Origin of the sequence: Megasphaera massiliensis (assembly GCF_036305205.1) — a bacterium.
Classification (GTDB): domain Bacteria; phylum Bacillota; class Negativicutes; order Veillonellales; family Megasphaeraceae; genus Megasphaera; species Megasphaera massiliensis.
Window position 1 is genome coordinate 1 of record NZ_JAXIXE010000005.1, and the last position, 21282, is coordinate 21282.

Here is a 21282-nt window from a genome sequence, read left to right on the forward strand (position 1 = left end):
CTCAGAATGGATGCCGAAGGCGACAAGGCTGATGAAATCTTGCCTATGAGGCAGTTCTTAAGACGGATGCCAAGGGCGACAGGACTGCCGCTTTCAGTTCAATTAGGATTTTTCCCTGACAGGAAGCCGGAAGGCTACTAGTCAGAAGCCCTCAGACCTATCGAGCATTATCAGACGGATGCCGGAGGCGACTAGACTGTCGTAACCAGACCTATCGGGTTTTCCCAGGCGGGACACCGGAAGGCCAGTAGCCAGACGCTTTCAGCCATAACGAGCCTTAAACGACGGGTGTCGAAAGACGACCCGACTGTCTCTATCAGCTCCATTAGTCTTTATCCCAGAGGACTATCATCTTCACCGGACAGGACACTGCCAGATAACTAGAGAGAAGCACTCTTTGCTTATAAAGTCCTTTTTTAGATTGCCGCGACCAATGCATACAAATTCCCCCTAACTAACGAAAAAGAAGCACTGACGAATGCCAGTGCTTCTTCCATATATATGCCCTGCTGTAATTACTTAGCAGAGCGAATAAAAGGAGATAAAAAATGGGAGACAAATTTAATGATCTGACGAGATGGCTATCAAACGGAGTAGCGCCTAGGAATTTAAACTATCAGTCATAATGTGGTACTTCTTATTTTCCTGATAGACGATCATGGACACCCGGTCCTTGTCATCAAAGGATACGGTCAGATAGTAGTCGGGATAGACGACATCACTCAATAAATAAGCAGGCCCAATGGCTTTTAATTCGTACATAAGGGTAAAGGCCGGACGAAGCGTCTTTATGACGTCACTTTTTTTATCGCCGATTTTTAGGCCGTAAAAGGAATGGCTGACAGCGTCATCGGGACTGATTACCGTCATTTCCTGAGTGCGGCGCAGGCCGTATAAATCAGAAAACACGGAAGATTCCTGTATGGCAGTCTCCGGGTCAGCAAAGGCAGGGGGCGTCGTCAAAACGGGAAGGGCTAACGCCAGCATTAAGAGGACAATATATTTTTTCATGGGTATAGCTCCTTCATAATTCGTTGATTTTTACTTAAGGGTATTAGTTTGGATAGGAATGTAGTTTACAGAGAATTTTATTCGGTAATTGAACCAGGATGATTCCTGTGATGATGAAGATGGCTCCGATTAATTGAGTCGTTGTAAACATTTCATTGAGGAAAAATGCACCGAGAACGGATGCGATTAAGGGATTCAAGGCCGTAAATAAGCCGGCTTTTTCAGCACTGGTATATTTTTGAGCTACGGGCTGGAAGGTAAATCCGAAGACGGAGCAGATGAGGACTAAGGTGATGATTGCCAACCACGTTGTCGTATCGGTGGGGATGACGGTCACTTCAAACAGCAGGCTGGCAGTGGTACTGTAAACGGCGAGAAATCCCATCTGTAGGATTCCCAGCAATAAAGGATCATGCTCTCGAGCCAGGCGGGCTGTCAGGCAGATCCATACGGTATAGAAGAGAGCCCCGGTCAGGCAGATGATTTCACCTGGTTCCAGACTGAGGGCCGCCCCTTGGAGCGTGAGACAGGCGATGCCGATAAAGAGCAGTGTCGTTGCCAACAATACTTGTTTTCCCGGCCACTGGCGATTGAGGATGGCCATGAGCAGGAGGACCCAGACGACAGACGTATTTTCCAAGAATGCAACCGTTGAAGACGGAATTGTCGTTAAGCTGATCAGTTCACAGGCCATACAAGCGAAGAGCAGCGTTCCTAACAAGCCGGCGGCCTTGAAAAGGGCCGGTGTGATATTTGGCAGCCGCTTATGAAAAATAATCAGTAAAATGATGGTAGTCAGGAAAAAGCGGATAGCCAGTAATTCTAAGGGAGGTACCCCATGGAGGCCGATTTTTGATAATAGATAAGAAATGCTTCGTGAGACGATAACTGTGAGGAGTAATAATTCAGCAGTTCCCTGTTTCATACAAAAACCTCCTTACTTTTTTCTTACTTTTATGATACGCTATAATCAGCATGGAGAGAATAGCAAAATAATATATGAGGAATTGATAAAAAAGCAAAGGTGATTTTTATGAATACGGAAAAATGCAGACTTCTCTTGCAAGTCGTTCGAGCCGGTAGTTTTTCTGCGGCAGCGGAACGGCTGGGTTATACTCCGTCCGGGGTCATGCGTGCCGTTACGTCCCTTGAAAAGGAAATTGGCTTTCCTCTTTTAGGGAGAACGGCCCAAGGCGTCTATCTGACACGTGAAGGGACGGCTGTCTTGCCGTTCTTGCGGCAACTCATTCGCGATGAAGAGACGATACTTCAATACAGTGCCCAGCTTCGCGGTCTGACGGCGGGTGACATTTATATCGGTTCTTATTTCAGCGTCGCTGCGAACTGGCTCCCCCAAATCATTCAGGCCTTTCAACAGACCTATCCTTCCGTTCACGTCCATATTGAAGAATGTGCCAATAAGTCGATGTATGAAGGGCTCGAAGAAGGGCGCTTCGACTGTTGCATTACGACGAAGCGCCCTTTTTCGGGAGATTGGATTCCTTTGTGTGAAGATGAAATGGTTATGTGGCTGCCGGAAAATCATCCCTTGGCCAAGGCTAAAGCCTATCCCTTGAAGGAGTTAGCGAATGAATCCTTTATTGAATCGCTGCCCCAACAGGATACGGATTCGGCCTTGCTCTTGAAAGCTGAGAATATTTCCTGCAAGGTTCGTTATACGGCGATTGATAATTACACGACGTACCGCATGGTAGAAGCCGGTTTGGGGGTCAGCATGAATAATCGCCTTATGACGGCTCAATGGCAGGGGAAGGTGGCTATTTTACCGATGGATCCGGTCCATACGATTACCATCGGCATTGCCATTCCCAGTCGGGATATGGCGGCTCCCGCTGTCAAAAAATTCATAAAATACGTCAAGGACGGCATCAGTCAGATGCGGCTGCCGATGACGACTCACTAGGAGAACCGTGTCTTTTGGGTAAGATGAGGTTGAGGCTGATGGCAATCATAGAGGCCAAAACGACGGGGGCTTTGCCGAATATCGTCGTGACCCAGGCCGGGAAGAGATAGAGTGATTCCGGGGCTGCCGAAAGACCCATGCCCATGGCGACGGCCAGTCCGACGATAGCCATGTTGCGCGGTGTAGCACCGTCAGACAGGGCCAGTTTGATGCCGGTCATGGCAATGGAGGCAAAGACCGGGATGGTGGCTCCGCCGAGAACGGCATAGGGAATCGTCGTCAAGAGGCCGGAAAACTTGGGAACGATGCCGGCGATGAGGATGATGATGGCTGCCAGCGCCAAGGTGGCCCGGTTGATGACTTTTGTCGTCGTGACGATGCCGACATTCTGGCTGAATGAGGCTGTCGGTAAAAAGCCCAGGACGGATCCCAAGATGCTGGTAGCGCCTAAGCCTAAGATGGCTCCGTGGAGTTCGTCTGACGTGGGTTGGCGGTTCATGGCGCCTGATGTAGTGGCCGAAAAATCGCCGATGGCCTGGATGGAATTGATGACGAATAGGATCGAAATGGCGATACAGGCGGCAGGATCGAATTCTAATCCGAAGTGCAGTATCCGCGGCATTTCAAAATACCCGGCGTTCATGACATTGTCAAATTGTACCATGCCCATGGCCAAGGCCAGTAGATATCCGGCTACGATGCCGACCAGGATGGAGGCCAGGCGCAGGAGACCGCTGGCAAAATGAGTGAAAAATATCACAACAACTAGGGTAAATAAGGCGACGACCCAGTTCTGCCAGCTGCCGTAGGTCGGGGTTCCGACGCCGCCGGCCATATAGTTTATGGCAATGGGATAGAGGGAGAGACCGATAGTAAAGACGACGGTCCCGGCAACGAGGGGCGGAAAGAATTTCCGGATGCGATGGATGCTGAGCCCTACCAGGATGGCGCAGATTCCGCCGAAAATTTCAGCACCTAAGATGGCGGCGATTCCGTATTCACCGGCGAGAGACTGCATGGTCGGAACGTAGGCAAAGCTGACGCCGAAGATGACCGGAAGGCCGGCGCCGAAGTGAAGTCCCGTGCGTTTCCCCAGGGGATAGAGCTGAAGAATCGTGCCGATGGTAGCTGCGATAAGGGAGGCCTGAATGAGTACGACTCGGTCAGGCTGGGAGAGTCCGGCTGCACCGGCGACGATGATGGCCGGTGTGACGCAGCCGACAATCATGGCCACGACGTGCTGTAAGGCTAAGGGCAGGGCTTCAAAGAAATGGGGAATGCCGTCCATGGCAAAGAGTGAGGCGCTGCGGGTGTTTGAAATCGGTAGCTTTTCCACAATGGTGCACCTCCTTTAAGGCTGGTGAATGCGGGTACCTGTTTTTCCAAGGATGCCTTCTTTTGCCTTTTGCAGTAACGTAATGAGGGCCGTGCGTCCCGGACGGGACTCGGCAAATTTGACGGCTGCCTGGACTTTGGGCAGCATCGAACCGGGAGCGAAGTGGCCTTGTTCCATATAGGTCCGGGCTTCTTCCGGCGTGATATCGTGCAAGGCCTGTTCTTCCGGTGTCCCGAAGCGGATGGCGACGTTTTCGACGGCTGTCAGGATAATCAAGTAGTCGGCGTGGAGGTCTTCGGCCAAGAGTTCACTTACAAAGTCCTTGTCGATGACGGCGCTGGCGCCTCTCAAGTGATTGCCCTGATGGATGACGGGGATGCCGCCGCCGCCACAGGCGATGACCAGCTGTCCTGAATCGACGAGGGTTTTAATGGCACCGATTTCGATGATTTCACGGGGAAGGGGGGAAGCGACGACACGGCGCCAACCGCGGCCGGCGTCTTCTTTGACGATGTAGCCGTATTCTTTGGCGGCGTGTTCGGCTTGTTCCTTGGTCATAAAATGGCCGATGGGTTTTGTCGGGCTCTTAAAGGCCGGGTCTTCCGGATCGACACGGACCTGGGTAACCATGGTGGCGACAGGGATATCGAAGATGTCACGATTGTGCATTTCTTCACGTAATGCGTTCTGCAAATCATAGCCGATGTAGGCCTGGCTCATGGCGACACAGACCGATAAGGGCGTATTGGGCTGATTGGCATCTTCCCGGCTCAAAGCGGCCATGGCGTGATTAATCATGCCTACTTGCGGGCCGTTTCCATGAGAAACGATGACTTCACAACCTTCTTGGATGAGATCGACAATAGCTTTTGCCGTCGTTTTGACGGCCATCATCTGTTCGGGGAGAGTGTTGCCCAAGGCGTTTCCTCCGAGGGCGATGACGATGCGCTTCTTTTTTTGAGTCATAATAATGCTCCTTTTATGAAAAGAGGGGCCGGCCCAGAGGACCGGCCCCTTTCACGGCTGCAGGTTTATTTCAGTTTACGGACAGTACCTTTTTCTTCTAATGCTTTTAAGGTAGCTGCCGGGTCTTCACATTTCGCCAGCATAATCATGGCGGCGATGACATAGGGTTTATAGCTGGCCTCTTTGTAGAGGGAATCGCGGTAACGATCGAATACGGAGGCTTCGACTTCGCCGTCTTCACAGCTGACGCCGTTGATATCGGCCGGCAGGCAGTGAAGGTACATGGCTTTGCCGTCTTTTGTCGTCTTCATCATGTCTTCCGTACAGCACCAGTCTTTATGCTGGGCATTTTGCGCCAGCAGCTCTTGTTCTAAGGCATCGATACCGGCCTGGTCACCGGCGGCGTAGAGATTGGTTCTCTTTTCCATGGCGGCAAAGGGAGCCCAGCTCTTGGGATAGACGACGTCAGCGTCTTTGAAGGCATCGGCCATGTCGTTGGTGATGCGGAAGGATCCTCCAGACTGCTGAGCATTCTTTTTGGCGACGTCGACGACGTCGGGCATGACTTCGTAACCTTCCGGATGGGCTAAGACGACGTCCATGCCGAGACGGGTCATGAGGCCGATGACACCTTGAGGAACGGACAAGGGTTTGCCGTATGACGGAGAGTAGGCCCAGGTCATGGCGATTTTTTTGCCTTTCAGGTTTTCCAGGCCGCCCATTTCGTGGATGATATGAGCTGCGTCGGCCATACATTGGGTCGGATGGTCGATGTCGCATTGGAGGTTGACTAAGGTCGGTTTCTGTTCGAGAATACCGTCTTTATAGCCCTGGGTAACAGCGTCGACGACTTCTTTTTGGTAAGCATGGCCTTTGCCGATATACATGTCGTCGCGGATACCAATGACGTCGGCCATGAAGGAAATCATGTTAGCCGTTTCGCGGACTGTTTCGCCGTGGGCAATCTGGCTCTTCTTTTCATCGAGGTCCTGAACCTGGAGTCCTAAGAGATTGCAGGCCGAGGCAAAGGAAAAGCGGGTACGCGTCGAGTTGTCACGGAAGATGGAAATGCCGAGACCGCTTTCAAAGAGTTTGGTAGAAATGTTATGTTCCCGCATGAAACGAAGCGCGTCGGCTAAAACCCAGATGGCTTCCAATTCGTCGTCGGTCTTATCCCAGGTGAGGAAAAAATCGTTTTCATACATTTCTTTGAAGTTGAGGGCCTTTAATTTATCGATATAATCCTGTAATGTTTTCATCAGAGTGTCTCTCCTTTTAGGTGAATTAAACTTATTTGCTGGTGTAAACGGATGGTAAGGCAGCGTAAACGGCGGCGCAGGTCACTAAATCCTGTTTCCAAGTCTTTTCATTCGGAGCATGGGCCTGGGCTTCCGCGCCGGGACCGAAACCGATGACGGGGATGCCGTTACGGCCCATGATGGAAACACCGTTCGTCGAGAAGGTCCATTTATCCGTAAGGGGCAGGGCTTTTCGCATTTTTTCCGTTTCAGCCGAACCGATGCGGCTATTTCCGAAGAGGCCCGTATAGGCTTCTTCTAAGGCTGTCGTAACTTTGTGATCCTTGGGGATGACCCAGGTCGGGAAGTAGCATTCAATGGGGTATGTCAGGCCGGTATAGCTCGGGCGGGCGTAGTCGTATAAGCTGACTTTGACGTCTTTGCCGTACTTTTTAACACTCGGCAAGGCGCGGATTTCGTCGAGACAACTTTCCCACGTTTCGCCGGCTGTCATGCGGCGGTCGAGGGAAATGGAGCAGGAGTCGGCAACGGCACAGCGGCTGGGGGAGGTGTAGAAAATCTGTGAGCAGGTAACGGTGCCGCGGCCGAGGAAGTTGGCTTCTTCCCATTCCGGGTTATATTTCTTGTCGAGCATTTTTACGAGTCCCTTGATTTCCGTCGTGTCAGCGGCGTCATTTTCATTGAGGGCACGGATATCCTGGATGATGTCAGCCATCTTGTAAATGGCGTTGTCACCGCGTTCCGGTGCAGAACCGTGGCAGGAAACGCCTTGGACGTCGACGCGGATTTCCATGCGTCCGCGCTGACCGCGGTAGATGCCGCCATCGGTCGGTTCCGTCGAGACGACGAAGTCCGGGCGAACCTTGTCTTCGTTGATGATGTACTGCCAGCAGAGGCCGTCGCAGTCTTCTTCCTGAACGGTACCGGTAACGAGAACCGTATAGGCATCGGACAGTAAGCCTAAGTCTTTCATGATGCGGGCCCCGTAAACGGCCGATACGATGCCGCCGAGTTGGTCCGATGTGCCGCGGCCGCCGATTTCCGTGTCCGATTCAAAGCCTTCATAGGGATCGAAGTTCCAGTTGCCCTTATTGCCGATGCCGACGGTATCGATGTGGGCGTCGAAGCCGATAAGGGTCTTGCCCGTTCCCATATAGCCGAGGACGTTGCCCATGGGATCGATTTCAACCTTGTCGAATTCAAGTTTTTTCATTTCTTCGGCAATGCGGTCGATATGGGCTTTTTCGTCACAGCTTTCACCGGGGTATTTTACGATGTCCCGCAGGAAACGGGTCATATCCTTTTCGTAATTTTGAGCTGCTTCTTTAATCTTAGCGTAATTTACAGTCATGGTATTCTCTCCTTTTATATAATGATTCTCTTGTGAGGTATTTTATTTGTCTAAGCCTCGCCAAACGATGTTTTTATAGCGTTCCGGATCGGTATCGCCTTCTGTTGAAAAAGCGAGCACTTGGGAATTTTCATCGAGGCCTAATTGACTGCGCAGTTCTTTACATTCATCAGACAGCATGATGGTGGCCAAGGCACCAAAGGGGACGGCACCGGATTCGCCGGAAATGATAGGAGCGTCTCCTTTTAAGGGGGCTGCCAGCAGGCGCATGCCGCGGACCGTGACCGGATCATCGGCAGAAATAAATGTCGTGACGTGGTTCTTGAGGATGTCCCAGGAAATGGTATTCGGTTCTCCGCAGGCAAGGCCGGCCATGATGGTGTTGAGGTCGCCGCCGACGATGCGGGGCTTGCCGTCACCGGCTGCCGCACCTTTATACAGGCAGTCTGCGGCCGAGGCTTCTACGACGATGAATTTCGGCGGATTGTCTTTATAGAGATTGGCAAAATATCCGACGATGGCGCCGGCCAGAGAGCCGACCCCGGCTTGAACGAAGATATGCGTCGGTCTTTCAACGCCGGCTTTCTTCAACTGTTCGCCCGCTTCCATGGCCATTGTCCCATAGCCCTGCATGATCCACGACGGGATTTCTTCGTAGCCGTCCCAGGCTGTATCCTGAACCATGACGCCGTGCGGCGTTTCCGCGGCTTCCTTGGCGGCTTGACGGACACAGTCGTCGTAGTTGAGTTCTAAGATATCGACGTCAGCACCCAGCTTTTTGATGTTTTCCAAACGGGTTTGGGTCGTACCCTTGGGCATGTGAACGACCGCTTTTTGTCCCAGCTTTTGTGCCGCCCAGGCGACGCCGCGGCCGTGATTGCCGTCGGTTGCCGTAAAGAAGGTCGCCTGTCCGAAATCCTTTCGAAGCTCATCAGACGTCAGCACCTGGTAAGGCATGTCTTCAATCCGGCGATTCGTTTCTTTGGCGATGTACTTGGCCATGGAGTAGGAGCCGCCTAGGACTTTAAAGGCGTTGAGGCCGAAACGATACGATTCGTCTTTGACAAAAATCGAACCCAAGCCTAAGTAGTGAGCCATCTGATCGAGGCGCGTAAGCGGTGTTTCGCTGTACTGAGGGAAGCTCTGATGGAAAGCTCGGGCCTTTTCGATTTCACTGAGGCTCATGATGGGGAGATTTTTATCATCTGATTTGGGCAAATGATTCATGGCCCATTTCATATCCTTTTTCATAATCCGTACCTCCTAAAATAAACTGAAAAAAATATTTTAGACAATCTAAAAGTTTTTGTATACCTAAAGTATAACATGAGTATGCGGATTTGCAATAGGACAAGCCTAAAAATCTATTTGGTTGCTACACTTTTTTTGCAAGAGAAGAAAGAAGGCTATCGGTTTTAGGCATAATAAAAAAGAGACCTTACGGCCTCTTTTACGATTCGCTGCTGCTGTCTATATAACTATATAAGGTGTATTTTGAAATACCGAAGTGTTTGGAAATCTTATCGCCGGCCTTGGTGATGAGTAAGGCGCCGCGGTCATTTAAGAACTTAATGGCCTTTATTTTGTCTTCGCGGGTCATGAGGGGAACGGGTTTGCCGACCTGACGCGTCGACTCTTCGATGAGATCGTTGAGGAGGTCGGTGACATTCTGCGGAATGGGGCTGGCCTTTTCTTTGGAGTCGACCGATACCAAGGGTTTTATGGCGTTTTCAATCATAATCAGCTCGGTAATATCGTAGTTGATCGAGAAGACGCCGATGATTTTTTGCTCGTCATTGCGAATGTAGATGGTCGTCGATTTTAAGATGCGGCCGTCTTTGGTCTTGGTAAGGTAGCTGGCGTGATCTTCGACGTTTTGCGGGTCGTTTCGCAGGGCGTCTAGAACGGCAAGAGACGGCCCGTCACCGACTTTTCGGTTTGAAACATGGCCGTTTTCAATGGCTACAATGGAATTTTCTTTGTAATTGTCACTCAGGTCGTGGATGACGACTTCACAGTTTGGTCCGAACTGGTCGGCCAGCCCTTTGGCTAAATGGCGTAAAAAGTTAAGGACGGCATCGTCTAACATAAAAGACACCTCTCTCTATGACAGAAAACAGATTATTAGCTGTTCTGCTAAATATTTTTTAGGTAATGTTACTATACCATATTTTTAGGAGAAAGTAACGATTATTGGAAAAAATATATATGTCAAAAAATCATCCTTAACGGCAGGCTATAATAAAATTAACAACAAAATTTTTTAGGCTCAAAAAAGTTTGACAGATACATCACAAGACGGTAGTATTAAGGTAGATTCATAAACGACAATGACGATATGATAAAAACACAATTGATAACAGCGTCGTCAGTGTTTTATACGACGAAGGAGGGGTTTATATGATTATCGTAGGAAATGGACATGTCGTGACGCGAGATATGCACAATCCATATGTTCCTGATGGTGCCGTTGCCATAGACGGGACAAAAATTTGTGGTGTAGGCCGGACCGAAGATCTGCGCAAGCATTTTCCGGAAGCCTCGTTTATCGACGCCAAAGACGGAGTCATCCTGCCGGCCTTTATTAATACGCATGAACATATCTACAGCGCTATGGCCCGAGGCCTTCAAATTGAGGGTTATGCGCCGCAAGGCTTTTTAGATATCCTGGACGGGCTTTGGTGGAATATTGACCGCCATTTGACGAATGACCTGACGTACTTGAGTGCTATGGCGACGTACGTGGAATGCATTAAGAACGGCGTGACGACGATTTTTGACCACCATGCCAGCTTCGGCGAAATCAAGGACAGCCTGTTTGCCATCGGACAGGCTGCACAAGAAATGGGCGTTCGTTCCTGTCTGTGCTATGAAGTGTCTGACCGGGACGGTCTCGATAAGGCGCGGCAGGCGGTCTTGGAAAATGAAGACTGGATCCGTCACACTCAGCAAGATACGACGGATATGCTGGCCGGTATGATGGGTATGCACGCGCAGTTTACGCTCAGCGATGAGACCTTAGCCTTGGCGGCAGAACACAAACCGGACGAGGTAGGTTATCACATCCACGTCGCTGAAGGAATTGAAGATCTGCATGACTGCTTACAGAAACATGGCAAGCGCATCGTCGACCGTCTCTATGATTGGAATATCCTTGGACCGAAGACTCTTCTCGGTCACTGTATCTACGTCAATAGCCACGAGATGGATCTCATCAAAGAAACGGATACGATGGTCGTTCACAATCCTGAGTCGAATATGGGCAATGCCTGCGGCTGCCCGCCGACGATGGAGATGGTTCATCGCGGAATCCTGACCGGCTTGGGAACGGACGGTTACACCCATGATATGATCGAGTCCTATAAGGTGGCCAATATCCTGCATAAACATCATCTCTGTGATGCGACGGCTGCCTGGGCGGAAGTCCCGAAGATGTTGTTTGAAAATAATGCTGTCATAGCTAACCGCTACTTTAAGGCCCCTTTAGGCGTCTTGAAGGAAGGGGCTGCAGCTGACGTCATCGTTCTTGATTATACGGCACCGACGCCGATGAATGAAGAAAACATCAACGGCCATATCTTGTTTGGCATGACCGGGCGCAATGTGGTTACGACCATTGCCAACGGCAAAGTTCTCATGAAAGATCGGGAACTGACCGCTGTCGACGAACCGGCATTAATGGCTAAGATTCGTGAAGGTGCCGCCGTTTTGGCCGGGCGCATTAATGGCTATTTGTAAGGAGGAATATATCGTGAGTGATCGTATGACATCGATTCCCTTCGGGAATTTAATGAATTGGATATTACGGGAAGCGCCGAGCGGTACGATTTTTGGCGTTCACCATCAATATAAAGCAGGGACTCAGCGTCCCTATGAAATTTTTGACAGACCCGTGGAACTGCCCTTCGGGCCGGCTGCCGGGCCTCATACACAGTTGGCGCAGAACATTGCTGCCGCTTATGCTGCCGGGGCCAGATTCTTTGAATTAAAGACGGTACAGCAGCTCGACGGCGAAGATTTGCCCGTTCCTAAACCCTGTATCAAGGCCGATGATGAGTGCTATAACGTCGAATGGTCGACGGAATTGACCGTTCCTAAGGCCTTTGAAGAGTATGTAAAAGCTTGGTTCTTAGTCCATGTCATGGCCGTTGAATACGGACTTGGAAGATTTGACGGGATGCAGTTCAATATGTCCGTCGGCTATGATTTAGCCGGCATACAGACGCCGAAAATTGACTCCTTCATAGAAAACCTGAAGGATGCGTCTCACACGGCCATCTTCAATGAATGTAAATCGTGGCTGCTTCATCATTTAGATCGATTCCGGAAACTGAGTCGAGAAGACGTCGAAGCCATCCCCGCTGATATTTGCAATTCGATTACCGTATCGACGATGCACGGTTGTCCGCCAGATGAAATTGAACGAATTGCCGGCTACTTATTGAAGGAAAAGAAGGTCCATACCTTTGTGAAATGTAATCCGACCCTCCTCGGGTATGACTTTGTGCGAAACTGCATGGATACCTTAGGTTATGATCACATGGTTTTCGATGACAGCCACTTTAAGGCCGATTTACAGTATGACGATGCCCTTGCCCTTTTGAAGCGGCTTCAAGGTGTCGGCGCAGCTGAAGGACGGACTTTTGGCGTAAAATTGACCAATACCTTTCCGGTTTCCATTACGCGGCATGAACTTCCGGGAACGGAAATGTATATGTCCGGCAAGCCCTTGTTCTTCCTGGCCATGAATGTAGCCAAGAAACTGAGTGAAGCCTTCGATGGAAATCTGCAAATTTCCTATAGCGGCGGCGCCGATGTCCACAATATCGGCGATATCGTAGGGGCCGGTATCTGGCCGGTGACGGTAGCGACGACTCTGTTGAAGCCCGGCGGCTATGAACGCTTAGTGCAGTTAGCCCAAGTCTTTGAGGAAACGTCGGGGCAGGTATTTAACGGTGTAAACGTCGGTAAACTCGATGCTTTATTGAAGGCGGCGTCCGGCGACAGCCACTATGCCCGCTTGGATCCGAAATTCCAACATCGAAAGAACGGACGAGAATTGCCGTTGATGGACTGTTTCATGGCCCCCTGTATCGAAACCTGTCCCATCCATCAGGATATTACGGCTTACATGGATTTAGTAGCTGAGGGAAAATATGTGGAAGCCCTTCAGATTATCATGGAAAAGAATCCCCTGCCTTTTATTACCGGGACGGTCTGTTACCATACGTGTATGAACAGCTGTACGCGAAACTTCTATGAAGAGGCTGTCGAAATTCGGCGCAATAAGCTGATAGCTGCTGAAAAAGGTTTTGACGGCGTCATGGAATCTCTTTCGGCTCCGGTGCCGATCGGTAAAACGGCAGCCGTCATCGGCGGTGGTCCGGCAGGTCTGTCTGCAGCTTACTTCTTAGCCCGCGGAGGCATAACGGTCACTGTATTCGATAACAATCCGGCACCGGGCGGCATGGTACGGACCTTCCTCTGTGAAAAGAAAAACCAGATTTCAGCGGAAGCCATCGATAAAGACGTGGCATTGATTCAAAAACTCGGGGTGCGTATCGTCTCCGACAATGTCATTTCCTCCCTCGATGAATTGGACTCTTTTGATTACGTCTTAGCCGCTTGCGGTGTGAAGGGGAAAATCGGCACATCGGCTGCCGGTGACATCGACGGATTGACCGTCATCGGTGATGGCCATTACGGAAAGACGACGTCTGTCGTAGAATGCATTGCCGACGGAAAGCAGGCCGCTGAACAGATTTTAGGACGACTTACCAGCGTCGATACGCTGCTGCTGCCGGATGTAAACGCCATTTACGATGCACGAGGATTTTTAGCGCCGCCGCCGGCTGCCGGCTGTGATGGACGTTGTCTCCACTGTGACAGCATCTGTGAGGTCTGTACCGAAGTCTGTCCCAATCGAGCCAACGTCGCCATTGAAGTTCCGGGCCATTTGCAGCGGCAGATTCTCCACGTCGATGCTATGTGCAACGAATGCGGAAACTGCCGGACCTTCTGTCCCTGGGGCGGGGCGCCGTACATGGATAAATTCACCTTGTTTGCCAATGAAGACGATTTCATGAACAGTGAAAACCAAGGTTTTGCCGTCATCGATAAAAAAAGCGGATTCTGTAAGGTCCGGCTCGATGGGCGGATTTTGACGACGACGCTCCGTTCGGACGAAGACACCATCCCCGAAGAACTTCGCGGGTTCATGAAGGCTGTCGTTAAAGATTACGATTATCTATTACTGAAGTAAGGAAGAAGGAAACATCATGGATTATGTCATCAAAGGTGGAACGGTTTGCTTTGGCGAAGAACACTTTCAAGCGGATATCACCCTTCGCGATGGGAAAATCTGGTCTATCGGCGGAGGCCTTCATCGTGGCAGTGAAGAAGTCATCGATGCTGATGGGATGTATGTCTGCCCCGGCGGTATCGATCCGCACACCCACATGGATTTGCAGCAGTCGCCTCAGTATAGAGCCTGTGACGACTTTTACAGCGGTGGTGTGGCTGCAGCCTGCGGCGGGACGACGACTATCATCGACCACATGGCCTTTGGCCCTGAAGGCTGTTCGCTGAGATATCCTTTTGAGCAGTATAAATTGCTGGCGGAATCGTGTCCCGTCGACTATAGTTTCCATGGTGTATTCCAACATGTCGATGAGGCGGTCTTACGTGAGTTGTCCGAACTGATTGAAGAAGGCTTTCCGAGTTTTAAGGCCTATACGACGTACGGTTACCCCATGGGAGACGCTGATTTAATGAGAATTTTGCCGGTGATGAAATCCCATGGAGGACTGCTCACGGTCCATGCCGAAAGCGATGGCATGACAAATTACCTGCGACAGGCCTTGTCTCCAGATGAACTTAGCCCCATCGGTCAAGCTCGGACGCGCCCTAATGAGGCCGAAGCATCGGCAGTCAGTGGGGTCTTATCCGCGGCCCGGGATTGTGGCGATGCCCCCGTTTACATCGTTCACACGTCGGCTCATGAAAGTGTGGACCGCATTTGCCTTAGCCGGCAAGAAGGGCAGCGGAATGTATATGCTGAAACGTGCCCGCAGTACTTACTGTTGACAGAAGATAAATTTACAGAGGGCGGGCCTTTGGAAGGCATTAAATACATGATGGCTCCGCCGTTACGGAAAAAGGTCGATAACGATGCCTTGTGGCAGGCCCTGCGGGACGGGACGGTTCAGGTCGTTGCGACGGATCACTGCCCTTTTACGGTAGAAGAAAAACAGGCCCATGCCGCTGATTTTCGCAGCTGCCCCGGCGGTGTATCCGGTGTAGAAGAACGGATGCCCCTGCTATTTAGTGAAGGCGTCGTCAAAGGTCGTCTTTCGCTCGGTCAATTCGTTCGCGTGACCAGTACTAATGCGGCCAAAATTTTTGGTCTCTACCCGAAGAAAGGAACGCTCTTGCCGGGAAGTGATGCCGACATCGTCCTCATCGATCCGTCCCGGAAGCGGACGATCCGCAAGGACAATCTCCATACGACCTGCGGCTACTCCCCGTATGAGGGGATGACGACAGACTGCACTATTTCAAAAGTATTCCTGCGGGGACAGATCATTGCCCAAGACAACGTATTCTTAGGGCAGAGCGGATATGGACGGCTGCTTCCCCGAAAGCGCGTCGTGCCCTATGAGAGCATCATTAGATTATAGAGTTATAAGTATCATTTCCTGTCTGGTATTTTCCCTCGCTTGAGGCATTTCAGGCGAAATGGCAGCCATGACAGACGTATCACTGAAAGTCCGGGATGGGCGGAAAGAGGAACTGTTATGGATAGGATTTGTAAATTATGGATTAATGGCCAGGAAGTGGCCGTCGATCCGGAGCGTAAATTAATCGATATTCTGCGCCGTGACCTGCGGCTGAAATCCGTCAAGGACGGCTGCAGTGAAGGCGCCTGCGGGACCTGCACGGTCATCATTGACGGCAAGGCGACCAAGGCCTGTGTGCAGAAAGCCGGTCGCCTTGAGGGTAAGCACATCGTGACCGTCGAAGGACTGTCACCGCGAGAAAAAGACGTCTTCGTCTATGCCTTTGGTGAAGTCGGTGCCGTCCAATGCGGTTTTTGCATTCCCGGCATGGTCATGTGCGGCAAGGCCCTCATCGACGTCAACCCGACGCCGACCAGGCTGGAGATTACGGCGGCGATACGAAACAATATTTGCCGCTGCACGGGCTATAAGAAAATCATCGATGGCATTGCCCTGGCAGCGGAGATCCTGCGGAACGATACGCCCATTCCCGTCGTCGGCGGGTATCGCGGCGTCGGCGATCATTGCCAGAGAATCAACGTCAGGACCAAGGTGCTGGGGACGGGGAAGTATACCGATGACTTAGATGACGTCGATTTACCTGGCATGTGTTACGGCAGCGCCATTCGCAGTGCCTATCCGAGAGCGATTGTAAAGGCCATCCATACGGAAAAGGCCAAGGCCCTGCCCGGTGTCGTCTGTGTGCTGACGGCCGAGGACATTCCCGGTTCGGTCAAGGTCGGCCATTTAAAGGTCGATTGGGACACGCTCATTCCCGTCGGGACGACGACTCATTATTTAGGCGACGCCATCGTTATGGTGGCCGCTGAAACGCCGGAGATACTGGCAGAAGCGAAGAAGCTCGTTGACATCGAATATGAAGAACTGCCGCCGTTGACTTGTGCTGCCGAAGCTTTGGCGGAAGGAGCGCCTTTGGTCCATCCTTCGGCAGGAACGAATATACTGGCTCATGAACATTTAGTTCGCGGTGACGCCGATGCCGTCATTGCGGCGTCGAAATATAAGGTAACCCATCATTTCGAAACGCCTTGGACGGAACACGCCTTCTTAGAACCGGAATGTGCCGTCGCCATGCCCTTCGATGACGGCGTCTTCATTTACTCGTCGGATCAGGGGATTTACGACACGCGGCGGGAAACGGCATTGATGTTGGGCCTTCCGGAAGAAAAAGTAGTCGTGGAAAATTGTTTTGTCGGCGGCGGCTTTGGTGGGAAAGAAGACGTGACGGTCCAGCATTTGGCGGCCCTCGTTGCCTATGTCAGTAAACGAATCTGTAAAGTGAAGCTGACGCGTCAGGAAAGCATTCTGATCCATCCGAAGCGCCATCAGTTCAGTATGGATTTGACGACGGCCTGTGATGAAAATGGGAAACTGACGGCGATGAAACTCGTTGCTGTCACCGATAACGGAGCCTATGCCTCCCTCGGCGGCCCGGTTCTTCAAAGAGCCTGTACCCATGCCGCCGGCCCGTATAATTATCAGACCATCGATATCGAAGGAACAGCCGTTTACACCAATAATCCGCCGGCCGGGGCCTTCCGAGGGTTCGGCGTAACCCAAACTATTTTTGCAACGGAATTAAACTTAAATAAACTGGCTGAAATGGCCGGCATCGATCCCTGGGAAATTCGATACCGCAACGCCATCCGTCCGGGAGAAGTCCTGCCCAACGGGCAGATTGCCGACCCTGCGACGGGACTTGTCGAAACGCTGGAAGCCGTAAAAGACGTTTACTATCAGAGCGGCCCTTATGTGGGCATCGCCTGCGCCTTGAAGAACTCCGGCGTCGGTGTCGGCCTTCCCGACTATGGCCGCTGCCGTCTTGCCGTCAGTGACGGCCGGGTCCATGTCTATTCGTCGGCTTCCTGTATCGGCCAAGGCGTCGGTACTGTTTTGGTGCAGATCGTGTCCGAAGCAGCCGGCCTTCCCATTGAAGCCATTAAATGGCATATGCCAAATACGGCTACATCCCCCGATGCCGGTACGACGTCCGGGTCCCGTCAGACGACACTGACCGGGGAAGCCGCACGGCGAGCTGCGAAGGATTTGCGGCGGGACTTGTTCCGTGTCAACGGCCTGACCTACGAAGGGACAAGCCGGCCCAGTGATTACTTGGAAGGTGTTACGGTTGAGCAGGAATCGCCGACAACGGCGCAGGTTCGCTTTACAGGCGGCGATTTGGAGGCTCTGAACGGTCGGGAATATATCGGCGAATATCTTGGTAAAACCGATAAGATGGGGGCTGACGTGGCCAATCCCGTATCACACGTTGCCTATGGTTATGCAACCCACGTCTGCATCCTGAATGAAGACGGGACGATTCGGAAAATGGTCGCCGCCCACGACGTGGGCCGCGTCGTCAACCGCAAGAGTTTAGAAGGACAGATTGAAGGCGGGACGATCATGGGCTGCGGCTACGCCCTGAGTGAACAGTATCCTCTCGATCATTGTAAGCCTACGGCCAAGTACGGCACCTTGGGATTGATGCGGGCCGACAAGGCGCCGGATGTCGAAGCCATTGCCATTGAAAAGGAAGGCGTCGATGTCGCTTACGGGGCCATCGGCGTCGGTGAAATCACGTCGATTCCGACAGCACCGGCTGTTGCCGGCGCTTACTATAGGTGGAACGGTAAGTTCCAAACGGCCATTCCTTTGGAAGGAACGCCGTACAGCCGAAAGAAATAAGCCTTTAAAAGTCCTGACGATGGGCTTAAAATGCAGTATAATTAAAATAGGAAGAAATCAATAAAACCCCTCACCTGCTTGGCAGGATGAGGGGCTTTTATAGAAAGGATTGTTATGAAGGATACGTTGATTATTGTTCGCGGCGGCGGCGATTTGGCAACCGGTGTCGTCCAAGCTTTATTTCAGGCCGGTTTTCGCGTCCTCATCTTAGAAGCAGACCGACCGTCGGCGATTCGCCGGCAGGTATCTCTCTGTGAAGCCGTCTATGACGGACAGGCTGTCGTAGAAAATATGACCTGTCGACGATGTCGGTCGATCGATGAGTTATCGACGGTTTGGGGGCGTCAGGAAATACCTCTTCTCGTCGATCCTGAGGGAAAGAGCATTCACATGCTTCAACCCTGGGGCGTCGTCGATGCCATTTTGGCTAAGAAAAACTTGGGGACGAACCGCGGCATGGCGCGACATACCGTGGCCTTAGGTCCGGGATTTACGGCCGGCCGCGATGTCGATGCCGTCATTGAAACGAAGCGAGGCCATCGGTTAGGGCGCATCATACGTGAAGGCACGGCTGCGGCCAATACGGGCATACCGGGGATCATTGCCGGCTATGGCAAAGAGCGGGTCATCCACAGTGACGCCGCAGGTTTCGTCTATGGCTTGGTCCGCATTGGCGACCGCGTAAAAAAAGGACAGCCTATGGCTGTCCTGACGGATGTACCGATTCCCGACGGAATGGCGATTACTGAAGCGACGGGAATTCCCGTGCCGGCGTCCTTAACGGGACTCGTAAGGGGCTTGATTCGCGACGGCTATTACGCGTCCAGGGGATTTAAGATTGCCGATATCGACCCGCGTGAGCATGAGTACCACAACTGCTTTACCATTTCGGATAAGGCACGAAGCTTGGGCGGCGCCGTATTGACGGCCCTCCTTTGGTTGGGGCGAGATGATTTGTTTTAAATAAGAATCGAGGGGTTTTAAATGGAAAGAGAAGAAGATGCACTCCATTTTGCATCATGCCGGGATTTATCCTATGTCGATTATCATCAGGGGGCGGAGCCCAAAAAGCAGGCCATTGCCATTGAGGTCATGACGCCGCTTTATCTCGATGGTGTGAGGGTCAGTACCCTCATATCTTCGCCGGAAGACGTCGATGTTCTGGCAGCCGGCTATTGTTTGGCTGAGGGGAAGGTTGCCGGCGGCAGAGTTTTATCTGACGTCAGCCTGCATGACGGGGCGGCTTGGGTGACGACCCGGGAAGGCGTCGTGGAAGCACCGAGAGACGAACCGTTTAATCCGATATCGGCACAGCAGCTCTGCTCTTATGGCGGACTTTTAGACAGCTTATCGACGGCCCACCATGCCTCGCACGGCGTCCATGAAGGAGCCTTAGTAAAGGGCGACGAAATCCTCGTCTACACAGAAGATATCGGCCGCCATAACGTTCTCGACAGACTGCGCGGTTTTGTTGAAATGAACCATATCGACGTCAGTCAGGCCGTTTTAGTATTCAGCGGCCGCGTGCCGCAGTCGGTTATCGAAAAGGTCCACGGCCTGGGCGTCCGTTTCTTGGCCTCGCGGGCCCTGCCGACCAGTTTAGGCGTGGCTTTGGCAGAGAAATACGGCATTACCGTCGTCTGTGGGCTGCGTCCCGATTCGTTTAAGGTCTTTGCTCACGGGGAACGGATTAGGTGGTAATCTCAAAATAATAAAATCGCGTCGATGGGAGCGCCTTCCGGCAAGGGAGGCGTTCCTTTTTTGATGCAGCCCAGGGCATTGACGTGGGCAAGGCCTAAGAGGGCACTCGACGTGAGAGTCGTATTCGGTGTAAAGACGGCCTTACCATCTTCAAAGGAAATGTGCCCTTGGACGAAGCGGTCGACGGGATTTTCCTTGTGAATGGCATGGCTTAATCGACAGGTGACGATCGGCAAGTCTCTGTTTTTTTCACCATTTATTTGGCGGACGATGGGGAGGGCCAGGAGCACGAAGGCGTTGAAGGCGGCAGACGGATTGCCGGATAGGCCGAGGACCATCGTTTGCTTGCCGGTATCCCTTTGGATGACGCCGCCGTATGAGGCCGAACCGGGACGCATGGTGATGCGGTTGTAAAGCCGGACGGAACCGATGCGTTCGTAGATTTGAGGCATCGTGTCGTAGAGACCGACTGATACGCCGCCGGTGCTGATGATGAGGTCGGCGTCACGGCTTAAGGCCCGGATTTTTTCCGTTTCGGCGTCGAGGCATTCCGGCGCATCTGAAACATGATAGAAGGTAACGGCTGCACCTTGCGCTTCCAGTAAGGGGCGGAAAAGGTAAGCATTGGAGTTGTAAATCTGCCCGTCGTGTCGCTTCTGACCGGGGAGGACTAACTCCCTTCCTGACGTCAGGAACAAGATTTTCGTTTTGGCGAAGACCGGAAAGGTGGCGTTTCCCATGCCGACAGCGGCGGAGACGGCGCCGGCTGTCAGTTTCGTTCCCTTGGGGATGATGACGGCCCCTTCACGACACTCTTCGCCGACGGGAATGATGTTGCTGCCGTGCGGAATGCTTTCTGTCACCTTAATCCGATTATTTTGGAGGACCGTGTATTCTTGAGGAATGACGGTATCGCAGTCGTCCGGGACGGCACAGCCTGTCATCAGGCGGACGGCCTGACCCGGCAAAACCGGTCCGTCATAGACGAGGCCGGCCCCGATGGTGGCGACGACGTCGTAGGTCTTTTGATCATGGCTGCAGAGGGCATAGCCGTCGAAGGGCGATTTACGGTAAGGCGGATAGGGATGGGCGGCAGTCATGTCTTTTGCGGTAATGCGGCCGACGGCAGTTTCCGGGGAGACAGTTTCAATTTCTTTTTGGGAGGAAGACAAGGCGCCGCGGAGACGGCGCCTTGCTTCGGTAATCGTTACGATTTCCATAATTCGATATCCTTTTTATACTGGTTTGAA

The 21282-nt window shown here is 52.0% G+C and carries 16 protein-coding genes; 7 read left to right on the top strand and 9 right to left on the bottom strand.

From position 1 onward, the window contains the following. Window positions 1-600: 600 nt before the first annotated feature. Both UCI88_RS00615 and UCI88_RS00620 read right to left on the bottom strand, forming a co-directional pair. Window positions 601-1011 (bottom strand): hypothetical protein, encoded by a 411-nt coding sequence (locus tag UCI88_RS00615; protein ID WP_256180047.1) that lies wholly within the window; start codon window positions 1009-1011, stop codon window positions 601-603. A 43-nt stretch (window positions 1012-1054) separates the two neighbouring features. Beyond that, window positions 1055-1936, bottom strand: a complete 882-nt coding sequence (locus UCI88_RS00620; RefSeq protein ID WP_044502974.1) for a DMT family transporter — start codon at window positions 1934-1936, stop codon at window positions 1055-1057. Window positions 1937-2044: 108 nt separating this feature from the next. Between UCI88_RS00620 and UCI88_RS00625 the strand changes: the two genes are divergently transcribed. Then, window positions 2045-2935, top strand: a complete 891-nt coding sequence (locus UCI88_RS00625; protein ID WP_044502973.1) for a LysR family transcriptional regulator — start codon at window positions 2045-2047, stop codon at window positions 2933-2935. Here the strand turns inward: UCI88_RS00625 and UCI88_RS00630 are convergent. The 6 genes from UCI88_RS00630 to UCI88_RS00655 all read right to left on the bottom strand — a co-directional run bounded on the left by UCI88_RS00630 (window position 2901) and on the right by UCI88_RS00655 (window position 9936). Continuing rightward, window positions 2901-4271 (bottom strand): uracil-xanthine permease family protein, encoded by a 1371-nt coding sequence (locus tag UCI88_RS00630; RefSeq protein WP_256180046.1) that lies wholly within the window; start codon window positions 4269-4271, stop codon window positions 2901-2903. The genes UCI88_RS00625 and UCI88_RS00630 overlap by 35 nt on opposite strands. Window positions 4272-4286: 15 nt before the next feature. Then, entirely contained in the window at window positions 4287-5237 is a 951-nt protein-coding gene (gene arcC / locus UCI88_RS00635) for a carbamate kinase (RefSeq protein WP_044502972.1), read from the bottom strand. 65 nt (window positions 5238-5302) lie between these two features. Beyond that, window positions 5303-6496: a knotted carbamoyltransferase YgeW gene (ygeW, locus tag UCI88_RS00640; RefSeq protein ID WP_065360280.1), complete on the bottom strand. Its 1194-nt coding sequence runs from the start codon at window positions 6494-6496 to the stop codon at window positions 5303-5305. 31 nt (window positions 6497-6527) lie between these two features. Continuing rightward, complete coding sequence (locus UCI88_RS00645) at window positions 6528-7847, bottom strand: YgeY family selenium metabolism-linked hydrolase (RefSeq protein ID WP_256180045.1); 1320 nt, start codon at window positions 7845-7847, stop codon at window positions 6528-6530. 42 nt (window positions 7848-7889) lie between these two features. Continuing rightward, window positions 7890-9098: a diaminopropionate ammonia-lyase gene (dpaL, locus tag UCI88_RS00650; RefSeq protein WP_044502969.1), complete on the bottom strand. Its 1209-nt coding sequence runs from the start codon at window positions 9096-9098 to the stop codon at window positions 7890-7892. Between the two features lie 199 nt (window positions 9099-9297). After that, window positions 9298-9936: a helix-turn-helix transcriptional regulator gene (locus UCI88_RS00655; protein ID WP_044502968.1), complete on the bottom strand. Its 639-nt coding sequence runs from the start codon at window positions 9934-9936 to the stop codon at window positions 9298-9300. Between the two features lie 311 nt (window positions 9937-10247). Here UCI88_RS00655 and ssnA point away from each other — a divergent pair, with 311 nt between their 5' ends. The 6 genes from ssnA (at window position 10248) to UCI88_RS00685 (ending at window position 20032) form a co-directional block, all read left to right on the top strand. Continuing rightward, window positions 10248-11585, top strand: coding sequence for a putative aminohydrolase SsnA (gene ssnA / locus UCI88_RS00660; protein WP_256180044.1), 1338 nt, complete (start codon window positions 10248-10250; stop codon window positions 11583-11585). A 13-nt stretch (window positions 11586-11598) separates the two neighbouring features. Next, on the top strand, window positions 11599-14109 hold the full coding sequence (locus tag UCI88_RS00665; RefSeq protein ID WP_256180043.1) for an FAD-dependent oxidoreductase: 2511 nt from the start codon (window positions 11599-11601) through the stop codon (window positions 14107-14109). A gap of 16 nt (window positions 14110-14125) precedes the next feature. Further along, window positions 14126-15526 carry a dihydropyrimidinase gene (hydA, locus tag UCI88_RS00670; protein WP_256180042.1) on the top strand — a complete coding sequence of 467 codons (1401 nt, stop codon included), beginning with the start codon at window positions 14126-14128 and terminating at the stop codon, window positions 15524-15526. A 117-nt stretch (window positions 15527-15643) separates the two neighbouring features. Further along, complete coding sequence (gene xdh / locus UCI88_RS00675; protein ID WP_256180041.1) at window positions 15644-18331, top strand: selenium-dependent xanthine dehydrogenase; 2688 nt, start codon at window positions 15644-15646, stop codon at window positions 18329-18331. Window positions 18332-18445: 114 nt separating this feature from the next. Continuing rightward, on the top strand, window positions 18446-19294 hold the full coding sequence (gene yqeB / locus UCI88_RS00680; RefSeq protein WP_256180040.1) for a selenium-dependent molybdenum cofactor biosynthesis protein YqeB: 849 nt from the start codon (window positions 18446-18448) through the stop codon (window positions 19292-19294). 21 nt (window positions 19295-19315) lie between these two features. Continuing rightward, window positions 19316-20032: a formate dehydrogenase accessory sulfurtransferase FdhD gene (locus UCI88_RS00685; protein ID WP_044502962.1), complete on the top strand. Its 717-nt coding sequence runs from the start codon at window positions 19316-19318 to the stop codon at window positions 20030-20032. A gap of 2 nt (window positions 20033-20034) precedes the next feature. On the opposite strand, the gene UCI88_RS00690 is transcribed toward UCI88_RS00685, so the two are convergent. After that, the gene (locus UCI88_RS00690; protein WP_256180039.1) at window positions 20035-21252 is read right to left on the bottom strand and encodes a molybdopterin molybdotransferase MoeA; all 1218 of its coding nucleotides are present in this window, start codon (window positions 21250-21252) and stop codon (window positions 20035-20037) included. Window positions 21253-21282 lie beyond the last annotated feature (30 nt).

Coding starts and splice junctions, on each gene's coding strand:
- UCI88_RS00615 (WP_256180047.1), bottom strand. CDS start 1,011: ATGAAAAAATATATTGTCCTCTTAATGCTGGCGTTAGCCCTTCCCGTT.
- UCI88_RS00620 (WP_044502974.1), bottom strand. CDS start 1,936: ATGAAACAGGGAACTGCTGAATTATTACTCCTCACAGTTATCGTCTCA.
- UCI88_RS00625 (WP_044502973.1), top strand. CDS start 2,045: ATGAATACGGAAAAATGCAGACTTCTCTTGCAAGTCGTTCGAGCCGGT.
- arcC (WP_044502972.1), bottom strand. CDS start 5,237: ATGACTCAAAAAAAGAAGCGCATCGTCATCGCCCTCGGAGGAAACGCC.
- ygeW (WP_065360280.1), bottom strand. CDS start 6,496: ATGAAAACATTACAGGATTATATCGATAAATTAAAGGCCCTCAACTTC.
- UCI88_RS00645 (WP_256180045.1), bottom strand. CDS start 7,847: ATGACTGTAAATTACGCTAAGATTAAAGAAGCAGCTCAAAATTACGAA.
- dpaL (WP_044502969.1), bottom strand. CDS start 9,098: ATGAAAAAGGATATGAAATGGGCCATGAATCATTTGCCCAAATCAGAT.
- UCI88_RS00655 (WP_044502968.1), bottom strand. CDS start 9,936: ATGTTAGACGATGCCGTCCTTAACTTTTTACGCCATTTAGCCAAAGGG.
- ssnA (WP_256180044.1), top strand. CDS start 10,248: ATGATTATCGTAGGAAATGGACATGTCGTGACGCGAGATATGCACAAT.
- hydA (WP_256180042.1), top strand. CDS start 14,126: ATGGATTATGTCATCAAAGGTGGAACGGTTTGCTTTGGCGAAGAACAC.
- xdh (WP_256180041.1), top strand. CDS start 15,644: ATGGATAGGATTTGTAAATTATGGATTAATGGCCAGGAAGTGGCCGTC.
- yqeB (WP_256180040.1), top strand. CDS start 18,446: ATGAAGGATACGTTGATTATTGTTCGCGGCGGCGGCGATTTGGCAACC.
- UCI88_RS00685 (WP_044502962.1), top strand. CDS start 19,316: ATGGAAAGAGAAGAAGATGCACTCCATTTTGCATCATGCCGGGATTTA.
- UCI88_RS00690 (WP_256180039.1), bottom strand. CDS start 21,252: ATGGAAATCGTAACGATTACCGAAGCAAGGCGCCGTCTCCGCGGCGCC.